We start from the raw sequence: 21428 nt of genomic DNA on the forward strand, positions 1-21428 counted from the left end.
TTTCCTCGCGTAGGCGCTTCACACTTTTGCTGGAAATGCTCTAAACCAGTTCCACGTCAACGACGCCCTGAATAGCTTTCATCGCGCTCGCAATCTGCGGACTGACGCGATAGCGGTGCGGCAATTCGATTTCAACTTCGCGCTGCCCATTATCCTTGATGACGATGAGGCTGACCTGTCCATCGCCACGCGTGTTGAAATGTGGCGCGATGTGGCGAACCGCTTCCGCAGAGCGCAGATAAAGCCGCATGGCCTTCTGCATACGGCAGGCCTCGTCTTCAAGCGATTGCACGGTCTGTATGCGCAAACCGATGCCTTCCGGGCGGTCTTCAGCCTGCACCGTGATCACCACCGATTTGCCACTTTCCAGAAGATCGCGATATTGCGCGAGCCCTTCCGAGAACAGCACAGCTTCAAACTGGCCGCTGGCATCCGACAATTGCACAATGCCCATCTTGTTGCCGGTACGGGTCTTGCGCTCCTGACGTGCCGTCACTGTGCCTGCCAGACGCCCGGCATTGGCGCCGCGCTTCACCGCAGCCGAGAAATCGGCCCAGCTTTGCACACGCATGCGATCAAGAACGGTGCGATACTCATCCAGCGGATGCGCCGACAGATAGAAGCCAACCGCCTGAAATTCGCGATGCAGCATTTCCGACGGCAGCCACGGCGCTGCCTGCGGCAGAATGAGCTGTTCCTTCGGCGCGCCAGACAGGCCGAAAATATCGGACTGGCCGCTGGCCGCATTTTCCTGCGTGCGCTGGGCAAAGCCCATGATGCGGTCCATGCCCGCGCTCATTGCCGGGCGTTCGCGCTTGAAGCAATCCATCGCGCCCGCATTGATCAGGCTTTCCAGCACGCGGCGATTGACGATCCTCGGATCGATCCGCTCACAGAAATCCTCAAGGCTTTCAAACGGCTTCTGAGCGCGCACATCCACGATATGATCGACGGCGGCCTCACCGACGCCCTTGATGGCAGCCAGCGAATAGAAAATCTGCTTCTCGCCGACTTCAAACGGACGGAACGATGTCATGACCGATGGCGGCACAACCTCAATGCCCAGACGATTCGCTTCACGACGGAAATCGTTGAGCTTGTCGGTGTTCGACATATCGTAGGTCATCGACGCGGCGAGAAACTCAACCGGGTAATGCGCCTTCATATAGGCGGTCTGGTAGGAGACAATGGCATAGGCCGCCGCATGCGACTTGTTGAAGCCGTAATCGGCAAACTTGGCGAGCAGATCGAAGATCATATTCGCCTGCGCCTTGTCGACACCGCCATCGATAGCGCCGGTGACGAAACGGACGCGCTGCTTGTCCATTTCCTCGCGAATCTTCTTACCCATGGCGCGGCGCAGAAGGTCAGCTTCACCGAGCGAATAACCCGACAGCACCTGCGCGATCTGCATCACCTGTTCCTGATAAACGATAACGCCTTGCGTTTCCTTGATCAGGTGGTCGATCTTCGGGTGAATGGAAGCGATTTCCTCTTCACCATTCTTACGCGCATTATAGGTCGGGATGTTCTCCATCGGACCCGGACGATAGAGCGCGACGAGCGCAATAATGTCCTCGATCCGGTCCGGGCGCATGCCGAGCAGCGCCTTACGCATGCCCGCACTTTCAACCTGGAACACGCCGACAGTTTCACCGCGCGACAGCATCTCATAGGTCAGCGCATCGTCAAACGGCAACCGGGTCAGATCGATCTCGATCCCCTTGCGCGCGACGAGTTTGACCGCTGTTTCCAGAACCGTGAGCGTCTTCAGGCCAAGAAAGTCGAACTTGACCAGCCCGGCCTGCTCCACCCATTTCATGTTGAACTGGGTGACTGGCATGTCGGAACGCGGATCGCGATACATCGGCACCAGTTCCGACAGCGGACGGTCGCCAATCACGATACCGGCGGCGTGGGTCGAAGCGTGGCGGTAGAGACCTTCGAGCTTGAGCGCCATATCGAGCAGCCGCCCGACGACCGGCTCCTTCTCTCGCTCTTCCGTGATCTTCGGTTCGGTTTCGATGGCCTGCGCCAGCGACACCGGATTGGCCGGGTTCTGCGGCACGAGCTTGCAGAGCCGGTCCACCTGACCGTAGGGCATTTCGAGCACGCGACCGACGTCACGCAGCACGGCGCGCGCCTGAAGCGTACCGAAGGTGATGATCTGCGCTACCTGATCGCGCCCGTATTTCTCCTGCACATAGCGGATTACCTCTTCACGGCGATCCTGACAGAAGTCGATATCGAAGTCGGGCATCGAAACGCGGTCTGGATTGAGGAAGCGCTCGAACAGCAGCGAGAAACGCAACGGATCGACGTCCGTAATCGTCAGCGCATAAGCGACGAGCGAGCCCGCACCCGAACCACGGCCCGGCCCGACCGGAATGCCATGAGCCTTGGCCCATTTGATAAAGTCGGCAACGATCAGGAAGTAGCCCGGGAACTTCATGCGGGTGATGATGCCGATCTCATATTCGAGACGTTCGGCATATTGTTCCGCCGTATAGCCTTCTGCGAGCCCTACGCTTTCAATCCGCATCTGCAAGCCCTCGCGGGCCTGTCGTGCCAGTTCCCCAGCTTCCTCGGCCACAGCGGCTTCCGGATCGTCGGATTCTCCGGTAAAGCGCGGCAGGATCGGAGCGCGGGTTTGCGTGTACCAGCTGCAACGCTCGGCGATCTCGACCGTATTGTCCAACGCCTCGGGCAAATCGGCAAACAGCGCCGCCATCTCGGCACGGCTTTTCAGATAATGATCCGGCGTCAGGCGGCGGCGATCATCATTGGAGAGGATCTGTCCTTCCGCAATGGCCAGAAGCGCATCGTGGGCTTCGTAATCCTCCGCCTTGAGGAAGAATGCCTCATTGGTGGCCACCAGAGGCAATTCCATCTCATAGGCAAGCGCAACGGTCTTTGCTTCCAGAGCGCGGTCATAGCCCGCATAACGCTGCAATTCGACATAAAGCCGATTGCCAAATGTTTCATGCAGGAACGCGAGACGCGATTGCGCCCTGTCTGGCCGGTCTGCCGCAAAGGAGCGACCGATCGGCCCAAGCGGCCCACCCGACAGAACAATGACGTCCTTGGCAAGGGCTGGCAGCCAGCTCGCATCTATGTGGACCGGATCGCCCGCAGGCGTGTCCAGAAACGAGCGGCTGACCAGCCGCACGATATTTGCGTAGCCCTCTTCCGTCGAGGCGAGCAGGACGAGAGGAGCCAGATCAAGCGCGAGCCTGCGATTGACGCTGCGCCCATTGTCATTGTGATCGCCGAAGGCAACATCGACCTGACAGCCAATAATCGGCTGCACACCATCTTTCGATGCCTTCTGCGCAAATTCCAGTGCACCAAAAAGATTGTTGGTGTCAGTTACCGCGATGGCCGGCGCCTGGTCGGCAATCGCCTGTTTGATAACCTTGCCAAGCGGCAATGCGCCCTCAAGCAAGGAATAGGCCGAGTGAACGCGCAGGTGCACAAAACGCGGCGTGGAAACGCTTCCACCGGCTGCATTGTCTGCTGCTGCATCACTCATTCCATTTACCCCGATCAAACCGAACCGTGCGGGTGGACATACACCCGTTTCATGGGACCGCCTACTGAAATGCGACTGGTCGCCAGCGACTCTGTCGCCTTGAGCTTTCAGTTTCAGGGAATGTCCCGGCGATGTCCAGAGAGACGGCCGCCGGTATCGAAAGGGTACACAGGAGAACCCTCAAAAGCGCATTCCATTCGACCCGTTTCTACGGCGAAATTCAGCGAACGCGCTCTAAGCTTTGTTGCGCATATCTGTGCCCATAACCGGATCCCGGCTTGCGGAGATATGCTTCAGTCACTTCAGATCGCGCTGACCCAGATGGCGAAGGTTGCAATAAACAGGCTGACGGAGACGAATGACAAAACGTCGTGGACGAGATCGGTCATGTGGAAAACTCCTCTGTGTTCACGTATGTTTATTTTTTGTTCTATTTTTGTTCCAAAGTCAACACCCTGTTCGAGTCGCCAGTTACTTTAGGGTTTACGAATAATAAACGCGCAACCGCAGGCGGTATCACGCGCCTGCGGTTTCAATGGCTTAGCAATGGAGAAGATAACGGCGCCTTGGTCGGCGCCTTTTACAGATCGACGACCTTGCCGTCTTGCAAAGTCACACGGCGGTCCATGCGGCGGGCCAGCTCGTGATTATGCGTGGCGATCAGCGCCGCCAGGCCGGACTGGCGCACAAGGGCTTCCAGCGCGCCAAACACATAGGACGAGGTCGTCGGGTCGAGATTGCCCGTCGGCTCGTCGGCCAGCAGAACAAGCGGCGCATTGGCAACGGCGCGCGCAATGGCGACACGCTGCTGTTCACCACCGGAGAGCTCGGCAGGACGGTGCGAAGCACGCTTGCCGATCTTCATATATTCGAGCAATTGCTGCGCACGTTCCGCCGAAGACTTCTTGGTCAGGCCACGGATCATCTGCGGCATCATCACATTTTCCAGCGCGGAAAACTCTGGCAGCAGATGGTGGAACTGATAGACGAAGCCGATATCGTTGCGGCGCACCGCCGTGCGGTCGTCGTCCGAGAGAGCGCTGCAGGAGCGACCGTCGAGAAAGACATCGCCATGGTCAGGACGCTCCAGAAGGCCCGCTGTATGCAACAGAGTGGACTTGCCTGCGCCGGATGGTGCAACAAGTGCCACCATCTCGCCGCGACGCAGCGTGAAATCAGCGTCCTTCAGAATGACCAGCTCGCGGTCGACTTCCTTATAAGCGCGACTGACCTTCTCCAGCCGCAGAATAATTTCAGCCGCCATTATTCGTACCTCAATGCTTCGACCGGATCGAGCTTGGCAGCGCGCCAGGCCGGGAAAATGGTGGCGATAAAGGAAAGAACCAGTGCCATGACGATGACGGAAATTGTCTCGCCCGGGTCCATCTTGGCTGGCAACTGGCTCAGGAAATAGAGTTCCGGATTGAACAGCGTCGTGCCCGAAAGCCACGAGAAGAACTCACGCAGCCGCTCGACATTCAGGCATACAACGACGCCGAGCACCACACCGGCGACCGTGCCGGTCACGCCGATGGCGGCGCCCGTCATCAGGAATATGCGCATCACCGCGCCGCGTGTCGCGCCCATGGTGCGCAGAATGGCGATGTCATGCCCCTTGTCCTTCACCAGCATGATGAGACCGGAAATGATATTAAGCGCAGCAACAAGCACGATCAGCGTCAGGATCATGAACATGACATTGCGCTCGACTTCCAGCGCCGAGAAGAAGGTCTGGTTGCGCTGACGCCAGTCAACAAGTGTCAACTGACGACCTGCCGCCTCTTCTACCGGTGCGCGCATCGCATCCACCTTGTCGGGATTATCGACAAAGATTTCCAGAGACTGCACCTTGCCTTCCTGATTGAAGAAAAGCTGCGCCTCCGAAAGCGGCATCATCACGATGGAATTATCGTATTCCGACATGCCGATCTCGAAGATCGCGACAATCGGATAGGCTTTCACACGCGGATTGACGCCAAACGGCGTTACGTCGCCATCAGGAGAAATCACCCGCAGCGTGTCCCCGACCGAAAGACCAAGATTTTCGGCCATGCGCGTACCAATGGCCACACCACCGCTTTGGTCGAAGCCCTGCAGCGTACCCTGACGAATATTGCCAGACACGAGCTTCAGCTTTTCAAGGTCTTCTTCACGAAGGCCTCGAACCAATGCACCATTGCCCGCGCCGATAGTGCCCTGCACCAGAGCCTGCCCTTCCACAACGGGAATGGCGAATTTGATGCCGGAAATGCCGTCGATACGCTTGATCAGATCAGCATAATCATCCAGCGGACGATCAATCGGCTGCATGATCAGATGGCCGTTAATGCCAAGAATACGCGACAGAAGCTCGGCACGGAAACCATTCATCACCGCCATAACGATAATGAGCGTCGCCACGCCAAGCATGATGCCGGTGAAAGAAAACCCGGCAATAACCGAAATGAATGTCTCACGGCGGCGCGCACGCAGATATCGCCACGCGATCATCCGTTCGAAGGCCGAGAATGGGCCAGACTTCGGCGGCTTTACCGCTGCCTTGGCCTGCCCTTCGGACTTTGCTGCCGCCGCGCCGCTCATGCTTCAGCCGTCAGCATGTTGATGGCGGCTTCCACCGTCAGGTTCTGGCGCTCGCCGGTCTTGCGATCCTTGACTTCAACCTCGCCAGCAGCAACGCCGCGCGGACCGACGATCACCTGCGTCGGCAGGCCGATCAGGTCCATGGTGGCGAACTTGGCGCCCGGACGGTCATCCGTATCGTCCAGAAGCGGATCGACACCGGCATTGGTCAGAGCTTCGTAGAGCTTTTCGCTCACAGCGTCGCAACCTTCATCGCCCGGCTTCATGTTCACGATGCCTGCGCCAAACGGTGCAATGGCCTTCGGCCAGATGATGCCTGCATCGTCGTGAAATGCTTCGATAGCGGCAGCCACGAGGCGCGACGGGCCGATGCCGTAGGAACCCATCGACACCAGATGTTCCTTGCCATCCGGGCCCTGCACTTTCGCGCCCATCGGCTCGGAATATTTCGTGCCGAAATGGAAGATGTGACCAACTTCGATGCCACGCGCCGAAACCTGATCGTCAGCCTTGACCTTGGCCCAGTCGGCCTCGTCATGCATTTCGTCGGTTGCCGCATAAGGCGTTGTCCAGCGATTGACGATATCGGTGAGCTGCGCATCGTTGCGGAAATCCGTATCCGCGCCCGGCACGGCCAGATCGAGATAAGCCTTGTCGCAATAGACCTGGCTTTCGCCGGTTTCGGCCAGAATGATGAATTCGTGGGACAGATCACCACCGATAGGGCCGGTATCGGCACGCATCGGGATAGCTTGCAGACCGACGCGAGCAAACGTGCGCAGGTAAGAGACGAACATGCGGTAATAGGCCATCTTCGCGCCCTCATAATCGAGGTCGAACGAATAGGCGTCCTTCATCAGAAACTCGCGCGAACGCATCACGCCGAAACGCGGGCGGACTTCGTCGCGGAACTTCCACTGGATGTGATAAAGATTGAGCGGCAGATCCTTGTAGGAGCGCACATAGGAACGGAAAATATCCGTGACCATTTCTTCATTGGTCGGGCCGAAGAGCATTTCACGCTCCTGACGGTCCTGAATGCGCAGCATTTCCTTGCCATAGGCATCGTAACGCCCGCTTTCGCGCCAAAGATCGGCGGACTGGATCGTCGGCATCAGGATTTCGTTGGCGCCAGCGCGGTTCTGCTCTTCACGGATGATGTCGCAGACCTTGTTGAGCACCTTCAAGCCAATCGGGAGCCAGGAATAGATGCCGGCCGACTGCTGACGGATCATGCCCGAACGCAGCATCAGCCTATGAGAGACGATTTCCGCCTCTTTAGGATTTTCCTTCAGAATGGGCAAAAAATACCGCGACAAACGCATCGTAACCACCGATCCAGAGAGAATGCCTGCTTGCTTTAAGAATCAGGCAAAAATTAAGCATATTTGCAGGTTTCTTATCGGGTTATGCTTGTGTTGAAAACCCGCTTGAAAAAGCTTTGCGCGGAGCGGTTTTCACCATCCACAGGCATGAGAGGCAGGTAAATGGCCCAAGGGTGCAAAAGACCGCCTCCGAATTCACATTCAATTTCAATATATTACAGATATATCATCAGCTTTTGGAAAATTTCACGAAAGAATTATGACGTTGAAGAAGATTTTTGGTGACAAAAGCTGTGCAGTTCGCTATTTTTTTCATCATAAGAGCAACAACGGAATAAAACCGTTGTTTTCACGCGGTCAAAGTCTTGGGAGGATGGATCCAGGCGCGAGCTACGCAGCCGCCAGTAACATGGAAACGGATCGAACGCGTATTTTATTAGCAAGGCGAAAGCCTTGCTTTTTTTTTGCATTTGCATGGACCTCAGCCCTCACCGCCACTTTCAAAAAAAGCCGCGCAATAACCCATTGAATTTGTGGGATTTATCGAACTGCTTTTGCGCACGACTATTTACAATCTATTGCCAAAGTAAAAGTAGTTTTATTCTTGGCGTATCCGCCAATGCCAAACGGAACGCCGTGCAAGGCTCGAAACTCCTTTAGCACCATATAATTCAGTAAGTTACGCTAAGATCATAAGTTTTTGATTCAAGCCAAGCCTGCACGCCGGTCTCATCCTGCATAAAAGAAAGGCTGCCTAATTTATAGGCAGCCATGAAATTCTCGTCCGATTTCGCGAATGCGATTACGTCAGATCGGGGAAGAAATGCGGAATGTCATCGAGACCGAAACCGCTGACCTGCGTCACATAATAATAGACGGCGAAGATGAGTGTGGCGACGACCGTGGTGCGCAGAAATGCGCGACCGATGCGCGGTGTTGCCGGAGCGCTGGCCACAGTGCCTAGCGTGACATTGTTTTCCTCAGCCTGCGTTCGCAGACCGACCGGCAGCAGCGCGAAAAGCGCCGTCCACCAGATAATGAAATAGATCGCTATGCCGGACATAATGGACATGATTACACCTCCTCCAGCTCGATCAGCGTACCGTTAAAGTCCTTTGGGTGCAGAAAAAGGACGGGCTTGCCATGCGCGCCGGTCTTCGGCTCTCCATCACCAAGGATACGCGCGCCTTCAGCCTTGAGCTTATCCCGCGCGGCAATGATATCTTCCACCTCATAGCAGAGATGGTGCACGCCGCCGGAAGGGTTCTTTTCAAGGAAGGCCGCGATGGGCGATCCCTCGCCCAACGGCTCCAGCAGCTCGATCTTCGTATTGCCGACGTCGATGAAAACCACGGTCACGCCGTGTTCCGGCAAGGCCTGCGGCGCACCGACATTTGCAGCCAGTTTGCCACGATAAAGCGCGGACGCAGCCTCGATATCCGGAACGGCAATCGCGACATGGTTCAAACGTTCGAGCATCAGCACCTCCCTTGCTGCTATTCCTGTCGAGTGATGGGTCAGCGTATCCTATTCACGAATACGGTCACCACCGGCTTTTTGCCCCACGTCTGATTTGCCGCAGCACGCACAGCGCGACGCGCGGATTCACGCACCAGCTCGACGTCCTTGCGGCGGACACGCGGAATGCTCTCGACAGCCTCGACTGCTGCGTCGAGGAGGATATCTTCCATCAATTCGCCCTGACCATCTTCTTCCGGCAAACCGAACGTTACCAGATCAGGCTCATCGAGAAGCTTGTGCTCGCGGTCCAGCAGGATCGAGACAGCGACGTGGCCGACATAAGCGAGCTTGCGGCGCTCGACCATGCCGATCTCTTCTTCGTCACCGATCAGCTTGCCGTCCTTGTAGATACGGCCAATCGGCGCTTCATCGACGATTTCGGCCTTGCCGGGAGCCAGACGCAGCACGTCGCCATTGCGAATCTGGGCAACCTGACCGATCCCTTCCATTGCTCCAAGCGAGCCCTGCGCCACAAGATGCGCAGCTTCGCCATGCACCGGAACGAGAATCTGCGGGCGAACCCAGGAATACATGCGCTTCAATTCGCTGCGACGCGGATGGCCGGAGACATGCACCAATGCATCGTCGTCGCCAATGATCTTGACGCCGCGGTCGATCAAGCGGTTCTTGATATCGAGAATGGCCTTTTCATTGCCCGGAATGGCACGCGACGAGTAAATGACCGTATCGCCGGGCGATAGCGCCAGACTGCGCATTTCATCGCGAGCCAGCTTGGCAAGCGCTGCACGGGGCTCGCCCTGACTGCCGGTCAGGATCATCACCACGTTTTCACGCGGAATATATCCGTAATCCTCTTCGCTCAGATATTCCGGCAGGCCTTCCATATAGCCAAGCTCGGTTGCCACCGAGATCGCGCGCTTCATCGAGCGCCCAACCACCAGAACTTGACGGCCCGCATCGCGCGCCGCTTCCGTAATCGAGCGAATACGGCCCACATTGGAAGAGAAGGTGGTAATCGCGACACGGCCACGCGCATTTTCGATCAGCTCGCGCAGGCTTTCGCCGACCTGACGTTCCGACGGGGATTCACCCTCGCGCATGGCATTGGTGGAATCGCAGATCAGCGCCAGAACGCCGGCGTCACCAATGGCGCGGAAACGCGCTTCATCGATGACCGGACCGAGCGACGGTTCCGGATCCATCTTCCAGTCGCCGGTATGCACAACCGTACCGAGCGGTGTTGTAATCGCGAGCGATACAGGTTCCGGGATGGAGTGCGTGACGGCAACCGCTTCAACCTTGAACGGACCGACCTCGAACTTTTCACCAGCCTTGTAGATGGTGATCGGAATTTCCGGTGCGCTAAACTCCGCCTGACGCTTGGCTTCAAGCAGACCGGCGGTGAACGGCGTCGCATAGACAGGAACTTTCAGGCGCGGCCACAGATCGAGCAGCGCACCGAAATGGTCTTCATGCGCGTGGGTAATGATGATACCGCGCACATTGTTCTTTTCCGCCTCAAGATAACGGATATCCGGCAGAATGAGGTCGGCGCCCGGCTGTTCCGGGCCGGCGAAGCTCACGCCCATGTCGACGACCAGCCATTCGCGATTATCCGCAGGTCCAAAGCCGTACATAGCGAGATTCATGCCGATTTCGCCCACACCGCCGAGCGGCAGGAAGACGAGTTCCGGAGTATTGGATCGGGCCATGAAATTTCCTTTGTAACTATACCTTCTTGCAAAGTGTATCTGGATCAGTTTGCGCTTGCAGTGTTCTTTGTGCGTCTTTCTGGAGGCACAAAGAACACTGCAAGTCTTTGCTTCTACGCATCGTGCTTTTCAAAAATCGATTCCGATTTTCGGGCCGATGCGCTAAAACTTGATCCCACTTCGGGGAGACATGCTTTCGCCGCATCCACTGGACCTAAATGGCTTTAGTTGCAACCCCGGCAAGATAAAAGAAAGCTGTTATTTCCGCAGTGTTGCAGCAGTTCCGAAATAAACATCGCCCGCTGTGACCGTAACGCGTCCACCATCATTGTCGCGGATCACGAAACGGCATGCTTCATCTATCGTCTCGAAGCGGCCTTCGATGATCTTGCCCTCAACCTGCATGGTGACATTTCCGCCCAAACCATGTGCCCGCTCCAGCCAGCGTTTGCGAATGGCATCAAGACCACGCCCTTCGTCCCACACACGATAATTGACCGACCATGCGTCGGAAAGAGCGGCAAACAATGTCTCGGCATCGCACTTGCTGCCAAGCGCGTTCAGCGAGGTCGCGGCATAGGGCAAATCGTCGGGGAAAGCCACGATGTTGGTGCCGATGCCGATTGCGACCGCAAAGCGATCCTTCGCGAGAATGGACGATTCCAGCAGAATGCCCGACAGCTTTGCGCCATCCAGCAGCACATCATTCGGCCATTTCAGACCGATTTTCGGCGGTACGGCTGGACCCGTTGCTGCAAAAGCCGCTTCCAGCGCATCAGCGAGCGACAGGCCTGCAACAAAACCAAGCGTTGCCGCCGTTTTCAACTCATAGGATTCAATCAGAAGAAGTGTGGAGGCCAGATTGCCTTCCGGTGTAGACCAGGCACGACCGCGTCTTCCACGGCCGCTTTCCTGTCTCTTCGAGACAAGCCAGAGCTTGCCCGGATCACCTGCCGCAGCCCGTTCCAGAGCCACCGCGTTGGTGGAGCCTACCGTCTCGAAAACCTCGAGACGGTAGCCAACATTTTCGGCGACAGGCGAAAGCGCGAAATGCATTCGATCACCTGCCGCAGGTTACTTAGAAGAACGTCTTTGCTGCGGCTTCGGCAAATCCGCCGATTGGGCCAGCAAGGAACACGTAGAAGAGCACAAAGGCACCCGTGACGCCGAGAACGAGACGCAGCTCGCCCGCGACCGGCACGAAACCGCCGACCGGCTCATCGAACCACATGATCTTGATCATGCGCAGATAGTAGAACGCACCCACGACCGACGCTACGATACCGATGATCGCCAGCGGATAAAGACCGGCCTGCACGGCTGCGAGGAAGGTGTACCACTTGCCGAAGAAGCCAGCGAGCGGCGGGATACCGGCGAGCGAGAACAGGAAGATCGTCATGATCGTTGCCAGCACCGGATTGGTGCGCGACAGACCGGCCAGATCGCCAATGTTTTCGACATTGCCGTCCTTGGTACGCATGGCGAGAATGAAGGCAAAGGTGCCGAGCGTCATGGCAAGATAGATCGCCATGTAGATTGCCACGCCCTTCACGCCCACAGCCGTACCGGCAGCGAGACCGACAAGGGCATAGCCCATGTGGCTGATGGAGGAATAAGCCATCAGACGCTTGATGTTGCGCTGGCCGATAGCAGCGAATGCACCCAGAACCATCGATGCGATTGCGATGAAGATCACAACCTGCTGCCAGTCGTGGGTGACCGGAGCAAAGGCGTCCGAGACAACGCGGATGATGAGCGCCATGGCGGCCATCTTCGGAGCGGCGGCAAAGAAGGCCGTTACCGGGGTCGGCGCGCCTTCATAGACGTCCGGCGTCCACATATGGAACGGAACAGCGGAAATCTTGAATGCCAGACCGGCAAGAATGAAGACCAGACCGAATACCAGACCAAGCTCACGCTGGCCGCCCGAAACAGCCTGGGCGATTTCGGTGAAGCCGATATGGCCGGTATAGCCGTAAACAAGCGAGATTCCGTAGAGCAACATGCCCGAGGACAGCGAGCCGAGAACGAAATATTTCAGACCAGCTTCCGTCGAACGAACGCTGTCACGGTTGAATGCTGCCAGCACGTAAAGCGCCAGCGACTGCAGTTCGAGACCGAGATAGAGCGACAGCATGTTGGATGCCGACACCATCAGCAGCATGCCGAGCGTCGAGATGACGATCAGGACCGGGAACTCGAACTTGTCGAACTTTTCCGCCTTGGCGAAACCGACCGACATAACGAGCGTGACGATGGAGCCGATCAGCGTCAGCACCTTCATGAAGCGGCCGAAGCCGTCATTGACGATGGCGCCGCCGAAAGCGGAACCATTCGCCGGGAATAGAACAACCAGTGCCAGCGCTGCAATCAGCACTGCGACGGACAGTCCGTTGACGAGCGTGGTTGCACGCTCGCCAGAGAACACGCCGATCATAAGCAGTGCCAAGGCGCCTACAGCCAGGAGAACCTCCGGTGCTGCAAGGGTCAGATGAGCTATCAGATCAGTCTGCATGACCTTACGCCTTTATTTTCTTACTGTGCCAGCATTGCATTGGCGGCTCCGCCAACTGCAGCGTCGTAATGTTGAACCAGAGCGGTCACAGCACTTGCAGTCGCATTGAAGACCGGTGCCGGATACACGCCGAAGAAGATGGTGAGTACCACGAGCGGATAGAGAATGATCTTCTCACGCGGGCTCAGATCGAGGAGCGCCTTGAGGCTTTCCTTGTCGAGTGCGCCGAAGATCACCTTGCGGTAGAGCCAGAGCGCATAGGCCGCCGAGAGAATGACACCCGTCGTTGCGAACAGCGCCACCCAGGTATTGACCCGGAACACACCGAACAGCGTCAGGAATTCACCGATGAAGCCCGAAGTACCCGGCAGGCCCACATTCGCCATCGTGAAGATGAGGAAGGCCACCGCATATTTCGGCATGTTGTTCACCAGACCGCCGAACGCCGCGATCTCACGGGTATGCATACGGTCATAGATCACGCCGACGCAAAGGAAGAGAGCGCCCGACACGATACCGTGCGACAGCATCTGGAAGATTGCACCCTGAATGCCCTGCTCGTTGGCCGCGAAGATACCCATGGTCACATAGGCCATGTGTGCAACGGACGAGTAGGCGATCAGCTTCTTGATGTCTTCCTGAACCAGAGCCACCAGAGACGTGTAGATGATAGCGATCACCGACAGCGTGAAGACAAGCGGCGCAAAATCGGCGGAAGCCAGCGGGAACATCGGCAGCGAGAAGCGCAGGAAGCCGTAGCCGCCGAGCTTCAGAAGGATACCGGCCAGAATGACCGAGCCTGCCGTCGGCGCTTCAACGTGCGCATCCGGAAGCCAAGTGTGGACCGGCCACATCGGCATCTTGACCGCAAACGACGCGAAGAAGGCGAGCCATAGCCATGTTTGCATGCCAGCCGGGAAGCTGAACTTCTGCAACTCGACGATGTTCATCGTGCCAGCCTGCCAATACATGGCCATGATGGCGATGAGCATCAGCACCGAGCCGAGCAGCGTATAGAGGAAGAACTTCAAGCTTGCGTAAACGCGACGCTTGCCGCCCCACACGCCGATGATGATGAACATCGGGATAAGGCTTGCTTCGAAGAACACGTAGAACAGGAACAGGTCGAGCGCGCAGAACACGCCGATCATGAGCGTTTCCAGAATGAGGAACGCGATCATGTATTCCTTGACGCGCTTTTCGACCGATAGCCAGCTTGCGAGAATGCAGAACGGCATCAGGAAAGCAGACAGCACCACGAACAGGACGGAAATCCCGTCCACGCCCATGTGGTAGCTGATGCCACCACCCATCCAGCCAGCCTGCTCGACCATCTGGAAACCGGGGTTCGAATTATCGAACCCGGCCCAGACAACGAGCGACAGGATGAAGACGAATACCGTCGTCAGCAAAGCCACGTTGCGGATGTTGCGACGTGCAGCCTCGCTGTCGTCCTTGATCAGAAGGATCAGTAACGCGCCGACGAGCGGCAGAAACGTGACCGTTGAGAGAATTGGCCAGTCGGTCATCAGAAAGAGCTCCCGAGCATCATCCAGGTGACGAGCGCGGCGACGCCGATCAGCATCGCGAATGCGTAATGATAAAGATATCCGGACTGCATCTTGACGACGCGGTTGGTGACATCGAGCACACGGGCCGAGATACCATCCGGACCGAAGCCGTCAATGAGCCAACCGTCGCCACCCTTCCAGAACAGACGACCGAGCCGCTTGGCTGGACGAACGAAGAGGAAGTCGTAGAGTTCGTCGAAATACCACTTGTTCAGCAGGAACTGGTACAGACCGCGATGGCGTTCTGCCAGTGCCTTCGGCGTTTCCGGCGACCGGATGTAGAAGATCCAGGCGACGATGAAGCCAACGACCATCGCGGTAAACGGCGACACGGCAACCCAGGTTGGAACATGGTGATGATGTTCCAGTATCTCGTTGGTCGGCGATGTGAACAGCGCACCCTTCCAGAACTCGGCGTAATCATGACCGAAGAAGAATTCCTTGAACACAACACCGGCAAGGATCGCGCCGACAGCGAGAATGAACAGCGGCACCAGCATCACGGCAGGCGATTCATGGACGTGATGCATGACTTCCGCCGAAGCACGCGGCTTGCCGAAGAAAGTCATGAAAATCAGACGCCAGGAATAGAAGCTCGTGAACAAAGCCGAGACGACGAGAAGCGTAAAGGCGTAACCGCTGGCCGGGCTGTGCGAAGCGAACACCGATTCAATGATCGCATCCTTCGAGAAGAAGCCAGCCGTACCGATGATCGTGCCCGGAATACCGAGACCCGTAATGGCGACCGTGCCGATCATCATCATCCAGTAGGTAGCCGGGATCAGTTTACGCAGGCCGCCCATGCGACGCATGTCCTGTTCTTCCGAGACGGCATGGATAACCGAACCGGCGCAAAGGAACAGAAGCGCCTTGAAGAAGGCGTGCGTGAACAGGTGGAATACGGCAGCACCGTAAGCACCGACGCCGAGTGCCGCGAACATGTAGCCCAGCTGCGAACAGGTCGAATAAGCGATAACGCGCTTGATATCGTTCTGCACCAGGGCAACCGTTGCCGCGAAGAATGCGGTGGTTGCGCCGATGATGGTGACAACCAGAAGAGCCGTATGGGACAGTTCGAAGATCGGCGACATGCGCGCGACCATGAACACACCCGCGGTCACCATAGTTGCGGCGTGAATGAGAGCCGAAACAGGCGTCGGGCCTTCCATAGCGTCCGGAAGCCAGGTGTGCAGCAGGAACTGCGCCGACTTACCCATGGCGCCCATGAACAGAAGCAGGCAGACAACGGTCAGCGCCGTTTCCTTGTGCAGCTCATAGCCGAGGAAGTTCAGCACGACCTGACCTGCATCCGCGGCGCCTTCTGCCGGCAGATAATTGGCGGCAGCAGCGAAGATCGTGTTGTAGTCGACCGACTGGAACAGAGCGAACAGGCCGAAGATGCCGAGCAGGAAGCCGAAGTCACCAACGCGGTTGACGACGAAGGCCTTCATGGCGGCGGCATTGGCCGAAGGCTTCTTGAACCAGAAACCGATCAGAAGATAGGACGCCAGACCAACGCCTTCCCAGCCGAAGAACATCTGGACGAGATTGTCCGACGTAACCAGCATGAGCATCGCGAAGGTGAACAGCGACAAATAAGCGAAGAAGCGCGGACGATGCGGATCGTGGTGCATATATCCAATCGAGTAGATATGCACGAGAGCCGAAACCGAGTTCACGACAACAAGCATGACGCCGGTCAGCGTGTCGACACGCAGCGCCCAATCGAAGGACAGCGAACCGGACGTGACCCAATGCAGCACCGGAATGCGCACAGTTTCACCGTCGCCCATTGGAATCTGGAAGAACACGATCCACGAGCAGATCGCGACGATAACCATGAGGCCGGAAGTGATGTATTCACTCGCTTTTGCGCCGATCTTATTGCCGAACAAGCCAGCAATAAGAAAGCCGATAAGCGGAAGGAAGACGATCGCGTAGTAGAGCATTTGCCCGTCAACCTTTCATAACATTGACGTCTTCCACCGCGATGGAACCGCGATTACGGAAGAAAACAACGAGAATTGCCAGACCGATGGCCGCTTCAGCAGCCGCAACAGTCAGAACGAAAAGGGCGAAGACCTGCCCGACCATGTCGCCGAGCTGGCTGGAGAACGCCACGAAATTGAGATTGACCGAAAGCAGGATCAATTCGATCGACATCAGGATAACGATGACATTCTTGCGGTTCAAAAAGATGCCGAAGACGCCAAGCGTGAACAGGATGGCCGAAACGGTCAGATAATGAGCGATACCGATTTCCATATGCTTATCCTTAGATGCCTTTGCCCGTTTCGACCTGCTTGACCTCGATCGCCGTTTCTGGCGTACGAGCAACCTGGGCCGAGATGGACTGGCGCTTGACATTCGGCTTGTGCCGCAGCGTCAGAACGATGGCGCCGATCATCGCGACCAGAAGGACGAGACCTGCAACCTGGAAGTAGAAGACGAAGTCGGTGTAGAGAATGTCGCCCAGAGCAGCGGTGTTGGTCCGCTCGGCGATATTCGGGATCGGCACAGCGCCCTGCCCCAGCTTCGGCGCAAACATGTTGCTTGCGAAGACGAAGATCAGTTCGCCCAGCAGGATCAACCCGACCAGAGCACCGACCGGCGCATATTGCAGCGCACCGCGCTTCAGTTCCGAGAAATCCACATCCAACATCATGACAACGAAGAGGAAGAGAACCGCCACAGCGCCGACATAAACGACGAGCAGGATCATGGCGAGGAACTCAGCCCCTGTCAGCAGGAACAGAGCTGCCGCATTGAAGAATGTGAGGATCAGAAACAGCACCGAATGCACGGGGTTGCGTGCCGCAATCACCATGAACGCGCTTGCGATCATGATGAAAGCGAACAGATAGAAAAACGCTGCCGCAATACCTGTCAGCATGGGGATCCCCCAACACCTTTCCGTGAGCAAAGCCCTATTGCTTTGCCCGCTTTATTCATAAACTCTTGTTCGAGCATCGAACTGACCGAAAACCCGATCTGACGCTCGAACTGATCGGGAACCCGATCAGCGATAAGGCGCATCCATCGCGATATTGCGCGCGATTTCGCGTTCCCAACGGTCACCGTTGGCGAGGAGCTTGTCCTTGTCGTAGTACAGCTCTTCGCGCGTCTCGGTCGCGAACTCGAAGTTCGGACCTTCGACGATGGCATCCACCGGACATGCTTCCTGGCAGAAGCCGCAATAAATGCACTTCACCATGTCGATGTCGTAACGCACCGTGCGGCGGGTGCCGTCGTTGCGGCGCGGACCGGCCTCGATGGTGATGGCCTGCGCCGGGCAGATTGCTTCGCAAAGCTTGCAGGCGATGCAGCGTTCTTCACCGTTGGGATAACGGCGCAGCGCGTGTTCGCCACGGAAGCGCGGCGAAACCGGGCCCTTTTCATGCGGGTAGTTCAACGTTGCCTTCGGCGCGAAGAACTGGCGCATGGAAAGAAAGAACGCGCCGACGAATTCCTTGAGAAGGAGCGACTTGGCTGCTTGAGCGATTGAAGCCATTGTTATTACTCCTTACGCCAGACCGAAGACTTTGAGGAAGGTCGCGGTTGCGACAACCATGAAGAGCGAGATCGGCAGGAAAACCTTCCAACCCAGACGCATCAGCTGGTCATAGCGGTAACGCGGTACGAAAGCCTTCACCATGGCGAACATGAAGAAGCAGAAGCAGAGCTTGAGCATGAACCAGATCACGCCCGGAACCCAGTTGAGGAACCAAACGTCAACCGGAGGCAGCCAGCCGCCGAGGAAGAGCGTGGTCATCAGGGCGCACATCAGCGTGATCGCCACATATTCGCCGAGGAAGAACAGAAGGAACGGCGTGGACGAATATTCGATCATATGACCGGCCACGAGTTCGGATTCAGCTTCGACAAGATCGAAAGGCGGACGGTTCGTTTCAGCAAGCGCCGAAATGAAGAAGATCACGAACATCGGGAACAGGCAGAGCCAGTTCCAGTCGAGGAACGATGCAGGCAGACCGAGCATGGTGCCGAGGCCGGTATTCTGCGAAAGCACGATGTCGGTCAGGTTGAGCGAGCCAACCGTGAGCAGAACCGTAACAATCACGAAGCCGATGGAAACTTCGTAGGAAACCATCTGCGCCGCCGAACGAAGCGCGCCGAGGAACGGGTACTTCGAGTTGGAGGCCCAGCCGCCCATGATCACGCCGTAAACTTCAAGCGAAGAAATGGCGAAGATATAGAGAATGCCGACATTGATGTTGGCGATAGCCCAGCCTTCATTGACCGGAATAACCGCCCAGGTTGCCATTGCGAGAACGGCGGAAACGAAGGGCGCAAGGAGGAAGACACCCTTGTTTGCGCCCGACGGAATGATCGGTTCCTTGAAGACGAACTTCAACAAGTCGGCGAAAGCCTGGAACAAACCCCAGGGACCGACAACGTTAGGGCCGCGACGAAGCTGTACTGCTGCCCAGATCTTGCGATCCGCATAAAGCAGGTAAGCGACGACGATCAGCAATACGACGAGCAGAACGACCGACTTCAGCGCCATAATCAGCGCGGGTAAGACGTAAGCTGCAAAAATTCCTTCCATTGTTCCGTCTCTCTCTCGCTTACTCGGCAGCCTGCTGGAAGCCACCAGCCGCGAGCGCCGAGCATTCGGCCATGACGGCGGAAGCGCGCGCAATTGGGTTCGTCAGGTAGAAGTCCTTGACCGGGGAAACGAACGCAGTGCCGCCGCCCAGGTTGGAAGCCTTAGCTGCCAGCGCGACGAGATCGTCGGCGGAAGCAGGCGTGATGGTGTCGATAGCCAGCATGTGCGGGTAGTCCGCATAGAGCTTGGCGCGAAGCTGTGCGAGCGAGTCGAACGGCAGACGCTTGCCGAGCGTATCGGAAAGAGCGCGCAGGATTGCCCAGTCTTCCTTCGCTTCGCCCGGTGCGAAACCGGCGCGGCTGCCAAGCTGCACGCGACCTTCGGTGTTGAGCCAGGTGCCCGACTTTTCCGTATAGGCTGCGCCCGGCAGGATCACGTCGGCTGCATGCGCACCGGCATCGCCGTGCGTACCGATGTAAACGACGAAGCTCGAGCCCTTGCTCGTCATGTCGAGTTCGTCTGCACCGAGCAGGAACACAACATCCAGATTGCCCAGCATGTCGCCAGCTGCCTTGCCGCCCTCACCCGGCACAAAGCCGAGATCCAGAGCGCCAACGCGCGAAGCGGCAGTGTGCAGAACGGAGAAGCCGTTCCACTCATCCTTGATCGCGCCGACGTCCTGAGCGAGCTTGGCGGCGGTCGACAGAACCGCACGACCATTCTCACCGGTGAGCGCGCCCTGACCGATGATGATCAGCGGACGTTCAGCCTTGGCCAGCACATCGCGGAACGCGTTCTTGCCAGCGGCAAGCGAGCCAAGCGTATCTGCACCGGCGCCGAGATATTCGTATTCGTAGCGCAGTTCAGCCTGTTCACCGATCAGAGCGACCGGGAAATGACCCATGCGCTGACGCTTGCGGATGCGAGCGTTCAGAACCGCAGCTTCAACGCGGGGATTGGAACCGATGATGAGCAGAGCATCAGCGTTTTCAATGCCTTCGATCGTCGCGTTGAAGAGATAGCTTGCACGGCCCAGAGCCGGATCGAGGGCTGCGCCATCCTGACGGCTGTCGATATTGGCGGAGCCGAGCGAACTCATCAGGTTCTTCAGTGCGTAGATTTCCTCAACCGAAGCCAGATCGCCTGCAACAGCGCCAATCTTGTCGGCAGAGGTTGCAGAAACCTTGGCGGCGATAGCGGAGAAGGCTTCCGGCCAGCTTGCGGCGACCAGGCGGCCATCCTTGCGAACATAAGGGCGGTCGAGGCGCTGGGTGCGCAGGCCGTCCCAGATGAAGCGGGTCTTGTCCGAAATCCACTCTTCGTTCACCGCTTCGTTGACGCGCGGCATGACGCGCATCACTTCACGGCCACGGGTGTCAACGCGGATGTTGGAACCGACCGCATCCATCACATCGATGGTTTCAGTCTTGTTCAATTCCCACGGACGCGCCTGGAACGCGTAAGGACGCGAGGTCAAAGCGCCAACCGGGCAAAGATCGATGACATTGCCCTGCAGTTCCGACGTCATGGCGCGCTCGAGATAGGTGGTGATCTCGGCGTCTTCACCGCGGCCGATGAGGCCCAGTTCGGAAATGCCAGCAACTTCGGTCGTGAAGCGGACGCAGCGCGTGCAATGAATGCAGCGCGTCATCACCGTCTTGACGAGCGGGCCGATATATTTGTTTTCGACAGCGCGCTTGTTCTCGCGATAGCGCGAACCGTCGGTGCCGAAAGCCATTGCCTGATCCTGCAGATCGCACTCGCCGCCCTGATCGCAGATCGGGCAATCCAGCGGGTGGTTGATGAGCAGGAATTCCATCACGCCTTCGCGGGCCTTCTTGACCATCGGCGTGTTGGTGAAGATTTCAGGGGCTTCGCCATTCGGGCCGGGACGCAGATCGCGCACGCCCATAGCGCAGGATGCTGCCGGCTTCGGCGGTCCACCCTTCACTTCAACCAGGCACATACGGCAATTTCCAGCGATGGAAAGCCGTTCGTGGAAACAAAAACGCGGCACTTCCGCGCCTGCGGCTTCGGCAGCCTGAAGGAGCGTATAGTGATCGGGTACTTCGATCTCTGTGCCGTCAACCTTGATCTTTGCCATCGCTTTTCCAAACCTGCGGCTCGTGCCGCAATCTAGACGT

17 protein-coding genes are annotated in these 21428 nt (G+C 57.4%); 1 reads left to right on the top strand and 16 read right to left on the bottom strand.

The window, feature by feature from the left end; translation table 11 throughout:
• Positions 1 to 40: 40 nt before the first annotated feature.
• The 4 genes from dnaE to proS form a co-directional block, all read right to left on the bottom strand.
• Positions 41 to 3532 carry a DNA polymerase III subunit alpha gene (dnaE, locus tag ACTJKP_RS19175; protein ID WP_113533536.1) on the bottom strand — a complete coding sequence of 1164 codons (3492 nt, stop codon included), beginning with the start codon at positions 3530 to 3532 and terminating at the stop codon, positions 41 to 43.
• Between the two features lie 580 nt (positions 3533 to 4112).
• A complete protein-coding gene (locus ACTJKP_RS19180; RefSeq protein WP_078338440.1) occupies positions 4113 to 4796 on the bottom strand; it encodes an ABC transporter ATP-binding protein in 684 nt (227 codons plus the stop codon).
• Positions 4796 to 6112: a lipoprotein-releasing ABC transporter permease subunit gene (locus ACTJKP_RS19185; RefSeq protein ID WP_113533535.1), complete on the bottom strand. Its 1317-nt coding sequence runs from the start codon at positions 6110 to 6112 to the stop codon at positions 4796 to 4798. The genes ACTJKP_RS19180 and ACTJKP_RS19185 overlap by 1 nt, the downstream gene beginning before the upstream one ends.
• The gene (gene proS / locus ACTJKP_RS19190; RefSeq protein WP_078338438.1) at positions 6109 to 7437 is read right to left on the bottom strand and encodes a proline--tRNA ligase; all 1329 of its coding nucleotides are present in this window, start codon (positions 7435 to 7437) and stop codon (positions 6109 to 6111) included. The genes ACTJKP_RS19185 and proS overlap by 4 nt, the downstream gene beginning before the upstream one ends.
• Before the next feature lie 259 nt (positions 7438 to 7696).
• Between proS and ACTJKP_RS19195 the strand changes: the two genes are divergently transcribed.
• On the top strand, positions 7697 to 7966 hold the full coding sequence (locus ACTJKP_RS19195) for a hypothetical protein (RefSeq protein ID WP_182520285.1): 270 nt from the start codon (positions 7697 to 7699) through the stop codon (positions 7964 to 7966).
• Positions 7967 to 8239: 273 nt separating this feature from the next.
• Here ACTJKP_RS19195 and ACTJKP_RS19200 read toward each other — a convergent pair whose 3' ends face one another.
• The 12 genes from ACTJKP_RS19200 to nuoG all read right to left on the bottom strand — a co-directional run bounded on the left by ACTJKP_RS19200 (position 8240) and on the right by nuoG (position 21388).
• Positions 8240 to 8509: a DUF1467 family protein gene (locus ACTJKP_RS19200; RefSeq protein WP_078338437.1), complete on the bottom strand. Its 270-nt coding sequence runs from the start codon at positions 8507 to 8509 to the stop codon at positions 8240 to 8242.
• 2 nt (positions 8510 to 8511) lie between these two features.
• Positions 8512 to 8916: a methylmalonyl-CoA epimerase gene (mce, locus tag ACTJKP_RS19205; RefSeq protein WP_121535839.1), complete on the bottom strand. Its 405-nt coding sequence runs from the start codon at positions 8914 to 8916 to the stop codon at positions 8512 to 8514.
• Between the two features lie 38 nt (positions 8917 to 8954).
• Complete coding sequence (locus ACTJKP_RS19210) at positions 8955 to 10631, bottom strand: ribonuclease J (RefSeq protein WP_138785910.1); 1677 nt, start codon at positions 10629 to 10631, stop codon at positions 8955 to 8957.
• Between the two features lie 258 nt (positions 10632 to 10889).
• Entirely contained in the window at positions 10890 to 11687 is a 798-nt protein-coding gene (locus ACTJKP_RS19215) for a biotin--[acetyl-CoA-carboxylase] ligase (RefSeq protein WP_440631802.1), read from the bottom strand.
• A gap of 22 nt (positions 11688 to 11709) precedes the next feature.
• Positions 11710 to 13146 (bottom strand): NADH-quinone oxidoreductase subunit NuoN, encoded by a 1437-nt coding sequence (gene nuoN, locus ACTJKP_RS19220; protein WP_440631803.1) that lies wholly within the window; start codon positions 13144 to 13146, stop codon positions 11710 to 11712.
• Between the two features lie 20 nt (positions 13147 to 13166).
• Complete coding sequence (locus ACTJKP_RS19225; RefSeq protein ID WP_078338432.1) at positions 13167 to 14675, bottom strand: NADH-quinone oxidoreductase subunit M; 1509 nt, start codon at positions 14673 to 14675, stop codon at positions 13167 to 13169.
• Positions 14675 to 16666: an NADH-quinone oxidoreductase subunit L gene (gene nuoL, locus ACTJKP_RS19230; protein WP_078338431.1), complete on the bottom strand. Its 1992-nt coding sequence runs from the start codon at positions 16664 to 16666 to the stop codon at positions 14675 to 14677. The genes ACTJKP_RS19225 and nuoL overlap by 1 nt, the downstream gene beginning before the upstream one ends.
• A gap of 7 nt (positions 16667 to 16673) precedes the next feature.
• The gene (gene nuoK / locus ACTJKP_RS19235) at positions 16674 to 16982 is read right to left on the bottom strand and encodes an NADH-quinone oxidoreductase subunit NuoK (RefSeq protein ID WP_006466598.1); all 309 of its coding nucleotides are present in this window, start codon (positions 16980 to 16982) and stop codon (positions 16674 to 16676) included.
• 10 nt (positions 16983 to 16992) lie between these two features.
• Entirely contained in the window at positions 16993 to 17610 is a 618-nt protein-coding gene (locus ACTJKP_RS19240; RefSeq protein ID WP_078338430.1) for an NADH-quinone oxidoreductase subunit J, read from the bottom strand.
• 126 nt (positions 17611 to 17736) lie between these two features.
• On the bottom strand, positions 17737 to 18228 hold the full coding sequence (nuoI, locus tag ACTJKP_RS19245) for an NADH-quinone oxidoreductase subunit NuoI (protein ID WP_078338429.1): 492 nt from the start codon (positions 18226 to 18228) through the stop codon (positions 17737 to 17739).
• Between the two features lie 12 nt (positions 18229 to 18240).
• Positions 18241 to 19284: an NADH-quinone oxidoreductase subunit NuoH gene (nuoH, locus tag ACTJKP_RS19250; protein WP_078338428.1), complete on the bottom strand. Its 1044-nt coding sequence runs from the start codon at positions 19282 to 19284 to the stop codon at positions 18241 to 18243.
• A gap of 19 nt (positions 19285 to 19303) precedes the next feature.
• Entirely contained in the window at positions 19304 to 21388 is a 2085-nt protein-coding gene (gene nuoG, locus ACTJKP_RS19255) for an NADH-quinone oxidoreductase subunit NuoG (protein ID WP_440631804.1), read from the bottom strand.
• Positions 21389 to 21428 lie beyond the last annotated feature (40 nt).

The organism is Brucella sp. 22210 (assembly GCF_052045675.1).
GTDB lineage: Bacteria > Pseudomonadota > Alphaproteobacteria > Rhizobiales > Rhizobiaceae > Brucella.